11 protein-coding genes and 2 pseudogenes are annotated in these 13,304 nt (G+C 72.9%); 7 read left to right on the top strand and 6 right to left on the bottom strand.

Going from position 1 to position 13,304, the window contains the following annotated elements; all coding sequences use genetic code 11:
• Positions 1–39 precede the first annotated feature (39 nt).
• The gene (locus ABZU99_RS16485) at positions 40–1,803 is read right to left on the bottom strand and encodes a serine/threonine-protein kinase (protein WP_355950161.1); all 1,764 of its coding nucleotides are present in this window, start codon (positions 1,801–1,803) and stop codon (positions 40–42) included.
• Between the two features lie 271 nt (positions 1,804–2,074).
• On the opposite strand from ABZU99_RS16485, the pseudogene ABZU99_RS16490 reads away from it, so the two are divergent.
• Positions 2,075–2,254, top strand: a pseudogene (locus ABZU99_RS16490) (NADH-quinone oxidoreductase subunit H); the annotation flags it as partial.
• 122 nt (positions 2,255–2,376) lie between these two features.
• Here ABZU99_RS16490 and ABZU99_RS16495 read toward each other — a convergent pair.
• Positions 2,377–3,735 carry a M64 family metallopeptidase gene (locus tag ABZU99_RS16495; RefSeq protein ID WP_355950158.1) on the bottom strand — a complete coding sequence of 453 codons (1,359 nt, stop codon included), beginning with the start codon at positions 3,733–3,735 and terminating at the stop codon, positions 2,377–2,379.
• Between the two features lie 175 nt (positions 3,736–3,910).
• Positions 3,911–4,066 (bottom strand): annotated as a pseudogene (locus tag ABZU99_RS16500) (alpha/beta hydrolase); the annotation flags it as partial.
• 66 nt (positions 4,067–4,132) lie between these two features.
• Between ABZU99_RS16500 and ABZU99_RS16505 the strand changes: the two are divergent.
• From ABZU99_RS16505 to ABZU99_RS16520, 4 genes are all read left to right on the top strand, one after another.
• Entirely contained in the window at positions 4,133–5,605 is a 1,473-nt protein-coding gene (locus ABZU99_RS16505; protein WP_356227861.1) for a helix-turn-helix domain-containing protein, read from the top strand.
• Positions 5,606–6,337: 732 nt separating this feature from the next.
• Entirely contained in the window at positions 6,338–7,006 is a 669-nt protein-coding gene (locus ABZU99_RS16510; protein ID WP_355950155.1) for a response regulator transcription factor, read from the top strand.
• On the top strand, positions 7,003–8,307 hold the full coding sequence (locus ABZU99_RS16515) for a histidine kinase (protein WP_355950152.1): 1,305 nt from the start codon (positions 7,003–7,005) through the stop codon (positions 8,305–8,307). Before ABZU99_RS16510 ends, ABZU99_RS16515 begins: the two co-directional genes overlap by 4 nt.
• A gap of 531 nt (positions 8,308–8,838) precedes the next feature.
• Positions 8,839–8,988, top strand: a complete 150-nt coding sequence (locus ABZU99_RS16520) for a hypothetical protein (protein ID WP_356045818.1) — start codon at positions 8,839–8,841, stop codon at positions 8,986–8,988.
• A 15-nt stretch (positions 8,989–9,003) separates the two neighbouring features.
• Here ABZU99_RS16520 and ABZU99_RS16525 read toward each other — a convergent pair whose 3' ends face one another.
• Positions 9,004–9,396 carry an STAS domain-containing protein gene (locus tag ABZU99_RS16525; protein WP_355950146.1) on the bottom strand — a complete coding sequence of 131 codons (393 nt, stop codon included), beginning with the start codon at positions 9,394–9,396 and terminating at the stop codon, positions 9,004–9,006.
• A 296-nt stretch (positions 9,397–9,692) separates the two neighbouring features.
• Here ABZU99_RS16525 and ABZU99_RS16530 point away from each other — a divergent pair, with 296 nt between their 5' ends.
• Positions 9,693–10,268, top strand: a complete 576-nt coding sequence (locus tag ABZU99_RS16530; RefSeq protein WP_356045816.1) for a sigma-70 family RNA polymerase sigma factor — start codon at positions 9,693–9,695, stop codon at positions 10,266–10,268.
• A 22-nt stretch (positions 10,269–10,290) separates the two neighbouring features.
• On the opposite strand, the gene ABZU99_RS16535 is transcribed toward ABZU99_RS16530, so the two are convergent.
• Positions 10,291–10,932 (bottom strand): hypothetical protein, encoded by a 642-nt coding sequence (locus tag ABZU99_RS16535; RefSeq protein ID WP_356045868.1) that lies wholly within the window; start codon positions 10,930–10,932, stop codon positions 10,291–10,293.
• 28 nt (positions 10,933–10,960) lie between these two features.
• Here ABZU99_RS16535 and ABZU99_RS16540 point away from each other — a divergent pair, with 28 nt between their 5' ends.
• The gene (locus ABZU99_RS16540; RefSeq protein WP_356045862.1) at positions 10,961–12,289 is read left to right on the top strand and encodes a zf-HC2 domain-containing protein; all 1,329 of its coding nucleotides are present in this window, start codon (positions 10,961–10,963) and stop codon (positions 12,287–12,289) included.
• A gap of 72 nt (positions 12,290–12,361) precedes the next feature.
• Here ABZU99_RS16540 and purU read toward each other — a convergent pair whose 3' ends face one another.
• On the bottom strand, positions 12,362–13,231 hold the full coding sequence (gene purU / locus ABZU99_RS16545; RefSeq protein WP_355950140.1) for a formyltetrahydrofolate deformylase: 870 nt from the start codon (positions 13,229–13,231) through the stop codon (positions 12,362–12,364).
• Positions 13,232–13,304 lie beyond the last annotated feature (73 nt).

Consider the following 13,304-nt stretch of genomic DNA (forward strand, 5'->3'; position numbering starts at 1 on the left):
GCCGGTGCGAGGGGGCGGATCGATGCGATCCGGGGTGATTCAGTCCACCGCGATGGTGAAGCCCTTATTGACCTTGAAGTTCTTCACGACGTCGGCGTAGAGCTTGTCGCCGATCTCGCGCGCATCGCCCTCGGCGGGCCCGGTCACCGTCAGCTGCCAGGCGATCTTCTTGTCGCTGACGGCGATGTGGTCCCGGTTCACATAACGGACACGATTCTTGTCGCTGCTGGAGCCGTACTCGAAGAACGTGGTCTCAAGATCCCTGGCCTCCAGCCCCTGCTGCTCACCCTCCTTGGCCGGTGAGCTGTCGGCCTCGTCCATCGTCGACAGGGCGCCGCTCTTGTAGAACTCGGCGACCTGCCCGGCCACCCCTTTGGCGTCGGTGATCGTCCTCTCCCCGTCGGACGTCGACGCGACGAGGGAGATGGTGTAGACGCCGCTGGGGTCGTAGAACGTGACGACCGGGTTGCCCGGGTCGTCGTCCTCCTGCACCCGCTTGTAGTCCTCGGGCACGGCCAGGGACGCGCCGACCACATCGCGCTCCTCGCGGACCGTCCAGCCGGACGGCAGCGCGGCCTCGCTCGCGAACGGCTTCATGAGCACCAGCACCAGCGCCGCGGCCACCACCAACACCACGGCGGCGAGGCCGACCTGGGCCTTGCGGTTCTTGTGCAGGATGGGCGGCACGAAGCGATTCCCGGGCTCGCCCCGGCCGTACGGGCGCGTCGAGAGCATCGTCGGCGCCGCCCGCGGCGGCGTGGCCACCGGCTCCAGCGCCCGCCGTACCTCGGCCGCCGCCGGACGCGCCGCCGCGTCCTTGCGCAGCAGCTGCATGATCAGCGAGCCGAGCGCACCCGCCCCACGCGCCGGCGTCTGCGGCTCGGCCGAGAGCACCGCCTGGAGGGTCGCGGGGGTGTGACTGCGGCGGAACGGGGACACGCCCTCGACCGCCGCGTACAGCACGACGCCCAGCGACCACAGGTCCGACGCGGGCCCGGGCCGCTGCCCCAGCACCCGTTCGGGCGCGATGAACTCCGGCGAGCCGACGAAACCACCGGTCTCGGTGAGCCCCTGCTCGCCCTCGATCTGCGCGATGCCGAAGTCGGTGAGCACCACCCGGTCATTCCGGCCCAGCAGTACATTGTCCGGCTTGACGTCGCGGTGCAGCACACCCGCCTCATGGGCGGCCGACAGCGCGCCGAGCACCGCGAGGCCGATCCGCGCCGCCTCGCGCGGATCCAGCGTGCCCTCCCCCAGCCGGTCACCCAGCGACTGGCCATGGACCAGCTCCATCACGATCCACGGGCGGCCGTCCTCGACCACCACGTCATGGACGGTGACGACAGAAGGGTGGTCGATCCGCGCCGCGGCGCGCGCCTCGCGCTCCATCCGCTGATAGACGGTCTGCCGCTCGCGCTCGGGCAGATTGTCGGGAACACGCGGCTCCTTGACCGCCACCTCACGGTCGACGACCTGGTCGTGCGCCCGCCATACGGTGCCCATACCGCCATGCCCGAGCCGGGCCACGAGGCGGTAACGGCCACCGACCAGCCGCCCGGCATCGGGCGCCGTGCCCCGCGGGGCCTCCGGCGGCTGGGGCGGATGCGGGGTGTGGCCGCTCCTTGGATCGTGCGCGTACTGCGTCGGCTCGTATCCGCTGTGCCGTGCCTGAGGCGGCGGTGCCTGCCGTGCCTGAGGCGGCGGCGCCGGAGTGGGAGCCGGTACCGGGGCGGCGGCCGGCGCGTGCGGCGGCCGCAGCCCATAGCTGGTGGGCTCGTTCGCCCGTCCCCCGTCGTTCGTCATGAGCCCATCATTACCTGCCCGGCGGTGTCGTCCGCCACTCGCCTCCGATTGCTGAGACCGCCCGTGACAAAGCCGTTGCGCCCCCGGCGCGTTGTCGGATGATCGACGCACCACGGGAACGGAGGACCGGCCGCCCGCCCCGGCGGGCGATTGAGTTCGGGAGCGGCGTACGGGAACGTAGAGCCTGCCGATGTTGAAGGGGCGGACCGCGGCCGCCCCGCATCGCCCAGGGTTCCCATGGATACGGAGTGCCCATAGTTCGGAGCGCCCCGGCGGCGCGGTCATCGCGCTGCTGCTGCTGTCCTTCGTGGTGGACATCTTCCGCGACCGCGAGGCGGCGAAGGCCGAGACCGGGGCGGAGGCGGGGCCCGAGCCCGCCTCCGCCCCGATGGCCGGCGGATTCCCGGTCCCGCCGCTGCCCGGCCAGTCCCTGCCGCCCGTGCCGCGAAGGGGCACCTCCCAGCGGTAGCTGGGAGAGAACCGAGCCCCAAAAAAGGGAGGCCGCCCCGTGGCGGGGGTCCACGAGGCGGCGGCTGGGGGTCGGCGCGGACGATGGCGCCGGTGGGCCGGTGGCTAGCCGGTGATCTTCCAGGTGCGGGCGTCGGCCAACTGCTTGCGCAACGCCGGGTCCTTCACCGCACCCGTGCCGTCCGTCGCCTTGGCGGTGACGGTGTGGGCGGCTCCGTCGGAGGGGACGCCCAGGGACGCCGGGGTGACGCTGGTCCTGCCTCGCGCGGCGCTGACCTCGGCCCCGTCCACGTACCACTTCAGCGACGCGGTCTTCGGGACGCTTACCTCGACGCTCGCCGTCCGCTTCACGGCCGCGCCCGCGGCCGTCCCGCTGCTGAGCACGTGCGCGTGGCGGTAGAAGCCCGCGATCATGGCCTCCCGGCCGGGCAGGCTGAACTCGCGGCCGAGGGTGCGCATGATCGAGTTGTCGGTGGGGCGGTTGATGCCCTTGGGGTAGTAGCGGCCGCCCTCATAGGCGCCGACCGTGCCGCCGTCCGGCGACGTCTGGCCGATCCAGCGGTACCACTTCTTCTTCTGCGCGGTCAGCTGCGCCGCCGTCAGCTTGGTCGCGTTGGACTCCTCGGGCTCGGCGCCGGTGTAGGTGCCGTACTCCGGGTAGAAGTACTCGTCCGCGAGCTTGCCGAGCGAGTGGCCGGTCTCATGGACCGCGATCTGGTCGGAGTCGGGGTGGTCGGAGGAGGCGGTGGCGATACCGTCGTAGCCGACCTGCGAGGTGACGGTGTAGCCCGCGCCGCCGTACTTGCTGGAGTTGGCCAGGACGACCACGAGATCGGCCTGCGGCGCCTTGGCGGCGTACGACTCGACCCTGCCGGTGTCGAGGCACAGCAGCCGCTCCAGGCCGTCGCACCAGAAGTACGAGTCGAGGGCGGTGTCCTTGACGACGTCCTTGGACGGGTCGCCGGAGACCCCGGACTGGTTCGAGACGGCGTCCACGGTCCAGACGTTGAAGAGGTCCTTGTACGAGGCGTACGGCTCGACGGCGGACATCTGATCCCACTTGGAGCGCGCGTCGGCGTGGAAGTCCGCCTGCCGGCCGGAGGTATAGCCGTCGCCGATGAAGACGACATCGAGCTTGTCGGCCGTGGGGCCGTTCTTGACGAGGGAGCCGACATCGCCGTCGGCGGCGGCCTCGCCGGCGGACAGCGAGTGCGAGTGGTCGGCGCTCAGCAGCCGCTTCGGGGTGGCGGCCGGGACCTCGAGATGACGGGGATGAGAGCCGGGGCCCGTGAAGTACTCCACGTCATGGGTGCGGGGTGCGCTCTGGGCGGTGGCGGCGGCCGTACGGGACGACGACGGGGTCACGGTGGCGCTCGCGGTCGTGGCGGCGGCCGCCGCCAACGCGATACCTCCGGCGACGGCCGCGGTGCGGAGGGAGACGCGTCGGCGTATGTGTCTGCGCACGGGGGCTCCCACGTCTTCCTCGTAAGCGGCCAATTAAGCGGGATTAATTCGCCGCTCAACCTAAGGGCTGCGGGGAGGCGCGGGCAATGCGAACTAGAGAAGACGCTAAAGAAATCCGGCACGGGCAACCGCATGGGCCGCCGCCCCGTCAAGGGGCCCTCATGGGGCCTCGTCGCGCGACGGCCTCTCGTGCGTAATGCCGGATCAGCTCCCCCTCGGGAGCCTTATGGTCAAGCGGTACGTCGAAGTGGTGGTCGGTGAGGAGCAGTCCAGCCGCGGACGGTCGTCCGACGTCCGGTCCGGCCGGTGCCGTTTCCCTCGCCTGGTGCATCCTTCGATCCTCACGTAAATGGACTTGGCTCGGCGATCAAGCTACAGCCGGGGAGAAGAGGGCACGGTGGCCGAGAAGAGCTCCGGAGACGGGCGCGGTGCGGCGGGAGCCGCCGGGGCGGGGGCGGGGACGGGTACGGACGGGATCACTAAAATCGGCCGCCGGGTGCTGCGGCTGCGTACTGAGCGCGGCTTCACCCAGCGGCAGCTGGCCGAGCCCGCCTACACGGCCGCATACGTCTCCACCCTGGAATCCGGAAAGGTGCGCCCCTCCGAGGCCGCCCTGCGCCATCTCGCCGGGCGCCTGGGCGTCACCTATGAGGAGCTGACCACCGGCCGCTCGCCGCGCGACGCCACCAGGCTGCGGGCCGGTCTCACCGACGCCCGACGGGCGCTGGCCACCGGCGCGGGCGAGGACGCGGCCGAGCGCTTCCGCGAGCTGCACGCCGAGGCCGACCGGCTCGGGTTCGCCGAGGAGCGGGCGGCCGCCCTGCTCGGGCTCGGCGACTGCGCGCTGGAGAGCGGCGAACTGACCGCCGCACGCGGCCACTTCGAGGCCGCCGAAGCGCTCCTCGCCGACGAACCCCTGCCCCGCCGGGTCCCGGCGATCCGCGGGCGCGCCATCGCCCATCTGCTCGCGGGCGAACTGCGCTACTCCTGCTATCTGCTGGAGAGCGCCATCGATGAGCTCAACGCCTCCGGCCTGCACGACCCGAGCGCCCTCCTGCTGCTCTATACAGCCGTCATCGCCCCCTATATGGACATGGGCGCCCACGCCCGCGCCGTCCGCGCCGCCGAACTCGCCCTCGCGCTGGCGCCGAGCGTCGACGACCCGGGGCTCGTCGCCCGCATGCACCGCGGCGTCGCCCGCACCCTGATCGCCGAGGGCCGCACCGCCGAGGCCGACGCCTCCCTGGCCAAGGCCCAGGAGCTGTACGAACAGCTGCGGATCCACACCGACCTGGCGCACTGCCACTGGATGCGCGGCTACGTTCACGCGCAGGACGGCAATCTGAAGCGCGCCGAACGGGAGCTGCGCATCGCGCGCGACATGCTGGCGTCCAAGCGGGCGGCGCTGTTCACCGTGCTGGTGGAGGTCGAGCTGGCGGATGTGCTGCGGCGGCGCGGCCGTACGGCGGAGGCCGAGGCGCTGTTGCTGCCGCTGCTGGCCCGGACCCCGGCGTCGGGTTCGCCCGACGCCTGGGCGTCGGGCCAACCGGCGGGCGAACCGGAGGCCGCCGGCCTCACCGCCGAGCGCGGCGCGGTCCACGCGGGCGGCGCCCACCGGCTGCTCGGCCTGATCGCCGACGAACGCGGAGACGCGGAGTCGGCGGAGGAGCACTACTGCGCGGCCCTGTCCCTGCTGGAACGCACGGGCGCGGCCGGAGACCTGGCAGACCTGTGCCGGCTGCTGGGCGATCTGCTGCGGCGCGAGGGGCGGCTGGAGGCCGCCATGGACGCCTACCGCACGGGCCTTGGCCACCGCGCGGCCCCGGGCACCACCACCCTGGGCCCGGCCCCGGCCGAACCGCCGGTATGAGGCGGCGGTGGCGGGGGCGCCGGGGTGCGTTGCCGGGTGCCGGGGGCGGGCCTCCGGGGCAGGGCGCCGGGGCCGATATATTCAGGCGCCCATATTTAGGCGCCGGAAGCCGGAAGCGTGGGGTGGGCCGGAGTTCGGCGCGCCACACATACACGTAAGCGTCCACGGCCCCCGCCCCGGCGCCCCCGGCCCCTCCCGTCTCGTCGGCGGCCCCCCGTCCGGCCGCCTCTTAGCGGTAGCTGGGGTCGAGCCAAAGGACTGGGCGCATCGTCAAGCCTCCGGGTGCTTCGTCCGACCGGCTGGGGGCAGCTCCCAGCGGTGGCTGGGGGCAAGCCGAAGGGCCGAGCACGGTCGACCGTCGACAGGGGCTTCGGCGTCCCGGAGGAGGACCGAGCCCTTCGAAAGGCGGGCGTGCGCAGGCCGCCGCGTGTGGGGGTCGCGGCGGCCTGCGTGCGGCATCACCCCGCTGCCGTTCCGCCGACAGCGCATCGGGAGGCCCTCCGGCACGATGACGGGGCTGGGGTTCGGGACGTCCCCGCGGGGTGGTGCGGCACGAGACCCACTCTGCCGGGTGAGCGACGGGGCGGGCATCCGCCGCTGGTCTTCCGTCACCCCCGCCGACCGGAGGGGGTGATCCCCCCAACAGGCCGGAGCCAACCGCTCCATATTCCCGCGCCGATACGGCAGTCTGTCGGGGCAATGGCCATGACAGCTGAGCAGAGGGAGCGGCCGGTGATCCGTGTTGCTGTGGTGGACGACGAGGCGCTCGTACGATCCGGCCTGCGGCTCATCCTGGGCACCGCCCCGGACATCGAGGTGGTCGCCGACTGTTCCGGAGGGACAGCCGTGAACACGGTGCTCGGCAGCGGAGCCGATGTCGTGCTCCTCGACATCCGGATGCCGGACGCGGACGGGCTGACCGTCCTGAGACAGTTGCGGGCCGCGCCGCGCGCGCCCGCCGTCGCCATGCTGACGACCTTCGACGCCCAGGAGTACCTCACGGCCGCGCTGCGCGCGGGAGCGGCCGGGTTTCTGCTCAAGGACACCGATCCGGAGCAGCTCGTGCGGGCTGTACGGACCCTCGCCGAGGGCGGCAGCGTGCTGGACCCGGGCGTCACCCGCGCCGTGATCGGCGGCTATCTGGCCGCCGAGGCCGAGGCGACGGCCGCCGAGGCGGTCGAGGCGCTCACCCCGCGCGAGCGGGAAGTGCTCGCCCTGCTCGGCGAGGGGCTGGCCAACCCGCGGATAGCCGAGCGGATGGGGCTGGCGTCCAGCACCGTCAAGGACCATGTGCGGGCGGTGCTCGGCAAGCTGGGCGGACTCAACCGCGTCCAGGCGGCGATCGTCGCCGACCGCGCCGGGCTGATCGCGAGCCGGCCGCCGACGGGCGGCGCCCTATGACGGTCTCGCCGCTGCGTGCGCTGCGTAGTACGGTCTCGCCGCTGCGTGCGCTGCGTAGTACGGATCGAGGTTCGACCCTCGACCCGCTGCCGTCCTCGCCCCGCGCACCGCGGCACCGGTTCCCGCGGTGGGCCGGGCTGCTCGTCCCCGTCGCCCTCGCCGTGGCCGACGCGCTGCTCGTCAATGGCGTCACCTTGGGCCTGGAGCTGAATGTTTCGCTGGTCGCCGCGGGCGCGCTGCTGCTGCGGCGGCGCTTTCCGGCGCTGGTCTTTCTGACCACCTTGCCGGGGATCCTCATCGGGTACATCTGGTTCGCGCCGATGATCGCCCTCTATACGGTCGCCGAACGCCGCCCCGACCGGCGGCTGCTGGGCATCTCGGCGCTGCTGCTGGCCGCCGCGCACTTCGTCCCGTGGCCCGTCTCCGACTTCGAGCCGACCGCGTACCGGGAGAACACCCTCACGCTGATCGACGCCTGTGTCACCTCGGTCGGCCCCATCGCGCTCGGCCTGCTGGTGCGCACGCGCGGTGAACTCGCCGCCCGTATAGCGGACCTGACCCGCAGCCGCCGTCACGCGGACGAGCTGATCGCCGCGCAGGTGCTGAGCACCGAGCGCGCCCGGCTCGCCCGGGAGATGCACGACGTGGTCGCCCATCAGGTCAGCCTCATCAGCCTCCAGGCGGGGGCGGTGCAGATCAGTGCCGAGGACCCGAAAGCGAGGGAGGGTGCGCGGACGATCCGTGAGCTGTCGGTACGGACGCTGGACGAGCTCCGCCATATGGTCGGCATCCTGCGCGCGGCCGGCGGCGACCACGAGGAGCTCACCCCACAGCCCCGGCTGGCGGATCTGCACCGCCTGATCGAACTGAGCGCGCTGGACGTCGCGTACGAGGCGGGCGGGGCGGAGGCCCGGACGGGGCGCCCGGAGGCGGTCGAGCGGGCCGCCTTCCGCATCGTCCAGGAGGCGCTGACGAACGTCCGTAAACATGCGCCGGGGGCACGGGTGACGGTGCGGGTCAGCGATGCGCAGCCGGACGGGACCGAGGAGGCCGAGGAGGCGCGCGGACTGCGGGTCGAGGTCCGCAACGGGCCGCCCGACGCCTCCGCCGTGGCCCCCGGGCTGCCGGGCGGCGGCCACGGCCTGATCGGGTTGCGGGAGCGGGCCCAACTGCTGGGCGGCACCCTGGAGGCAGGCCCGACGGACGAGGGCGGCTTCGTCGTGCGGGCGGACTTCCCGAGGTCGCCCCGGGTACCGGAGCCCCGGGCTGAGGGGGTGTCCGGCGCGCCACCGCAGAGGTGACCGGGCGCGAGTGTCGACGCGCTCCCCGAAAGGTGTGCCGTCACCGTGATTCGGCGCGAGCCGGGCCACCACCGCCCGGCCCGAGCCGGCACCTGCTGCTCACGACCTCCTGCCGACGCCGACAGCGGGCGGCCGGAGGTTGTGGTGGGCATCGTCGCCGCCCCGGACACCCCGGAGGAGCCGGCGGAGGAGTCGGCCGATGAGCCGGCGGAGGAACCGGCCGATGAGCCAGCCGATGAGCCCGCGGAGGAGCCAGCCGATGAGCCGGCGGAGGAGCCGGCCGATGAGCCCGCGGAGGAGCCAGCCGATGAGCCCGCGGAGGAGCCGGCCGATGAGCCGGCGGAGGAGCCGGCGGAGGAGCCAGCCGATGAGCTGCCCGGCTGCTCGCCGAGCACGTGGACCGGAACGTCACATGGAGCCTGCAGGCCGTCCGTGATCCGCTGACCGCCGCCGTGCGCGACGATGTCGGGGCCCTCAATTCCCCGGGCGTTCTGGGCGGCTGATCGGGCATCTGGCTGTTCATCGGTCGGCGTGGGCGCATACGAGCGCCTGGGATGGCTGGCGAGCTCGGCGGCCATCGTGGGCGGAGCCCTCGGCTCCGAATTCGAGAGCGACGACGCGGTCCGCCGCGCCGCCTACGGCCAGGAGCGTGAACGCGCGGAGTCGGAAACGTCCACGTGAAAAGGCCGGTATGCCTCAGGCCGAGAGGGAGTCGACCGCGTCCTCGTCGTCCTGATCCGGCTGGGTGGCGGCTCCGAGGTCCGGATAGACGTCGAACAGCCGCCGTACGCCCAGCGCCGCCAGCACCCTATGGACATGGGAGCCGTGCGCGGCACCCTGCGGCGGCAGGATCAGTCTCAGGCGGCCGGAACACGATCGCATCAGACGGCGCGCCGCGATCAGCACACCGACCCCGCTGGAGTCACAGAAGCGGACCTCCGCAAGGTCCAGCACCAGCCAGTGGCGGCCGTCGGCGACCGCGTCGTGGACGTGCTGCCGGACCGCGGGCGAGGTCACCAGGTCCATCTCGCCGGCGACCTGGAGAACGACCCACTCCTCCCGCCGGTCCTCGATCACCTTCAACGTCACGCGCTCGAAGCCCTTCGCTCGCCGCTAACCGGAATTGGCTCTTCCAGGGGCGGCTGCCCGCCCACTGACGCATGAAACTCCCCCCGGCATACGCCTAGAGTGACGACCCTATGCCGTGCCGAAGCGTTTCGTCTTGCCCCTCCTACGCAAAGTGGCCGGGTCAATACCATGTGCGTCCTGGTCGTGGCGCACTTTGCCGCATGCACGCGTGTTGCGTCAGCCCCCGGCACTACATTCGATATGAAGGTATAGCGCCTGGAGACCCGGCCGGACGACGACTCAGGGATGGGGGCCGCATGGCGAACGACGCACCGCCCCGCTGGGACCGCAGGATGCAGCAGCGCCTGGCACGCGGCGAGGCGGCCGCGCTCGGCGAGCTGTATGACCGATTTGCCTCGCTTGTCCACAATCTGGCGCACCGTGTCCTGGAGGACGAGTCGGCGGCCGACCGCGTCACCCGTGAGGTCTTCGGCTACGTCTGGGAGAACCCGGACGCATACGACCCCAAGCAGGGTTCGCTACGCGCATGGATGGCCATGCTCACCCACCGCCAGGCGGTGCACCGGCTCCGCCGCGCGGCCGCCTCGGCCGGTGAGCACGGGCTCACCACCGAGGACATCGAGGAGCGAATCCGCGAGGCGTCGGTGGCCGCCCGCGCCGACTACATCGTCACCTCCATGCCCGCCCCGCTGCGCGCCGCCCTGGAGCTCGCCTACTTCGACCGCCGCGACTACCGCCAGGCCGCGGCCGCCCTCGGGGTCACCGATGACGAGGCCAGGCGCCGCCTCCGGCTCGGTCTCCAGCTGCTCTCCACGGCCCATGTCCAGCCGCCCCACGCGGTCTCGCCTCCCGGCTACGGACGGGCGCTGTGAGCGGGCCGGGCGGCGCGGAGCCCTATGACGACGACGCCTTCGGCGAGCCCGACGAGGGGTCCGGGTCGCGTCCGGGGTCCGGGTCGGGTTCGGGATCCGGGCCGCGTCCGGGGCCTGGGCCGCGTCCGGGGTCCGGGCCGGGTTCGGGGCCCGGTTCCGGGCCGGGTTCGGGGCCCGGTTCCGGGCCGGGTTCGGGGCCCGGTTCCGGGCCGAGTTCGGCGTCCGGACCGCGTCCGGGGTCCAGGCCGGGTTCGGGATCCGGGTCGAGTTCGGAGCCCGGGCCGGGTTCGGGGTCCAGGCCGGGTTCTGGGTCCAGGCCGGGTTCGGGGTCCAGGCCGGGTTCGGGATCCGGGTCGCGTCCGGAGCCCGGGCCGGGTTCGGGATCCCGGTCGAGTTCGGCGTCCGGGCCGGGTTCGGGATCCGGGTCGAGTTCGGCGCCCGGGTCCGGGTCGAGTTCGGGGCCCGGGTCGAGTTCGGCGTCCGGACCGCGTCCGGGGTCCAGGCCGGGTTCGGGATACGGGTCGCGTCCGGAGGCCGGGCCGGGTTCGGGATCCGGGTCGAGTTCGGCGTCCGGGCCGGGTTCGGGATCCGGTTCCGGGCCGGGTTCCGCGTCCGGATCCGGGGACGGGAGAGACGGGCCCGGCCGGGGCAGCGCACCGGGCACCCCACCCCACCCCGCCGGGCCACCCCGTATACCCCCGCCGCGGCCGGCCGCCGAGGACAGCGGCCACTGGCCGGGCGCCCTGGACGGCGGAATTCCGGCCCCTCGGCCGCCCACGGAGGCCGAGGCCGAGCCGGTGCAGCAGCGTGATCCGGCGCCGGGCCCGGAGCCCGAATTCGAGCCGGTCGCCCCGGCTCCGGCTGCCCCGCCCCGGCCGCCCTCCCATGACCTCCTCAAGTCGCTGCTCGGCGCATGGGCGTTGGCCGCCTGCTCACCGGAGGAGACCACGGCCATCGAGGCGCATCTCAACCACTGCAACTCCTGCGCCGAGGAGGCGCTGCGGCTGCGCGAGGCCGTCGGGCTGCTGCACACCGAGCACAACCTCGACCTCGACCCCCTGCTCCGCTCCCGGGTCCTCTCGGGCTGTCTGGGCCGCCGCCCGGCCCGGATCCCCGTGCCCGGCTGGGCCGGTGCGTACGACGCGGAGGCCGCCCGGCTGGACGCGCTGCTGCGCGACATGGGCGAGGCCGAGTGGCGGGCGCCCGTGCGGCTCACATGGTTCGACGGGGAGCGGCTGACCGGGCGGGACACGACCGTCGCCGGGGTGATCGGGCACCTGATGGTCGTCGACGGCCTCGTCGCCGCCTCCCTCGGCCTCCCCGACCCGCTCGGCGACGGCACGCCCGACCCGCTCGGCGACGGCGCGCCCGGCACGCCCGGCACGCCGGTGGAGCGTACGGAGGCGTTCTGGCGGGCCGAGCCCACCGCGACGTACGGGGCCGGGCCGACGGGGGGCATACGAGAGTTGTGGCGCGAACAGGGCCACGCACTCGTCCGTACGGTGTCGTTCGCCGGGCGCGGGGTCTCGGACCTCGATGTGCCGTACGGCGATTTCGCACTGCCCATCCGCGACTCGTTCCTGGACCGCGCCTTCGAGTGCTGGGTGCACGCCGGGGACATCGCGGACGCCATCGACTACCCGTATGAGCCCCCGGCCTCCGCCCATCTCAGGGCCATGATCGACCTGTGCGCCCGGCTGCTCCCGGACACGCTGGCCGAGCGGCGGCGCGCCGGGCTCGCGGCCCCGCCCCGCCGGCTGGTCGCGGCGGGCTCGCCGGGCCGTACGCTCCATCTGGAGGTCGAGGGCACGGGCGGCGGCGACTGGTACATCCCGCTGGACTCACCGGCGGCGGTGGCCTCGCCGGAGCAGGCGGTGGCGCAGATCACGCTGGACCGGGAGGCGTTCTACCAGTTGGCGGCGGGGCATGTGGCGCCGCACGAGGCGGCGGCGGGCCAGTGCGGTGACACGGAGGCGATCAGGGACGTCCTGTTCGCGACCGCGTCCCTCTCCCGGCTGTAGGCAGCGTCCCCGGCCTCAGTGGGCGTAGGCAGCGTCCCCAGCCTCTCCCGGCCGTAGGCAGCGCCCCCGGCCTCAGTCGAAGACGACGGTCCGGTGGCCGTTGAGCAGCACACGCCGCTCGCTGTGCCACTTCACGGCACGCGCCAGCGCCTGGCATTCGACGTCGCGGCCCACCGCCACCAACTGCTCCGGGGTCAGTTCATGACCGACGCGCTCGACCTCCTGCTCGATGATCGGGCCCTCGTCCAGGTCGGCGGTCACATAGTGGGCCGTGGCACCGATCAGCTTGACGCCGCGCGCATGCGCCTGGTGGTACGGCTTGGCTCCCTTGAAGCTCGGCAGGAAGCTGTGGTGGATGTTGATGATCCGGCCCGACAGCCGCTTGCACAGGTCGTCCGAGAGCACCTGCATATAGCGGGCGAGCACCACCAGCTCGACGTTCTCCGCGCGCACCAGCTCCAGCAGTTCGGCCTCGGCCTGCGGCTTGGTGTCCTTCGTCACGGGGATGTGGCGGAACGGAACTCCGTACGAGCCCACCAGCTCCTCGAAGTCGGTGTGGTTGGAGACCACCGCCGCGATCTCCACCGGCAGCGCCCCGATCCGCGAGCGGAAGAGCAGGTCGTTCAGGCAGTGCCCGAACTTGCTCACCATGAGCACGATGCGCATCTTCTCGTCCGCGCGATGCATCTCCCAGTCCATCCGGAAGGACTCGCCGACCGCCGCGAAGCTGGCCCGCAGATCCTCCACCCGCACCGGCGAAACCGCGCGGAAGTGGACGCGCATGAAGAAGAGCCCGGTGTCACGGTCCCCGAACTGCTGGCTGTCCTCGATGTTGCAGCCTGTCATGAAGAGGTAGCTCGACACGGCGTGCACGATTCCCTGCTTGTCCGGGCAGGACAGCGTGAGGATGTACTGGTCGGGGACGGAATGCGACTCGCTCATGACTGTATAGCGTCGCACACCCGGGAAGATCCCCGGACCTTCCCGGACCCCCCGCGGCCGAGGACAGGGGGTT

Origin of the sequence: Streptomyces sp. NPDC005266 (assembly GCF_040607655.1) — a bacterium.
In the GTDB taxonomy this organism is placed as follows: domain Bacteria; phylum Actinomycetota; class Actinomycetes; order Streptomycetales; family Streptomycetaceae; genus Streptomyces.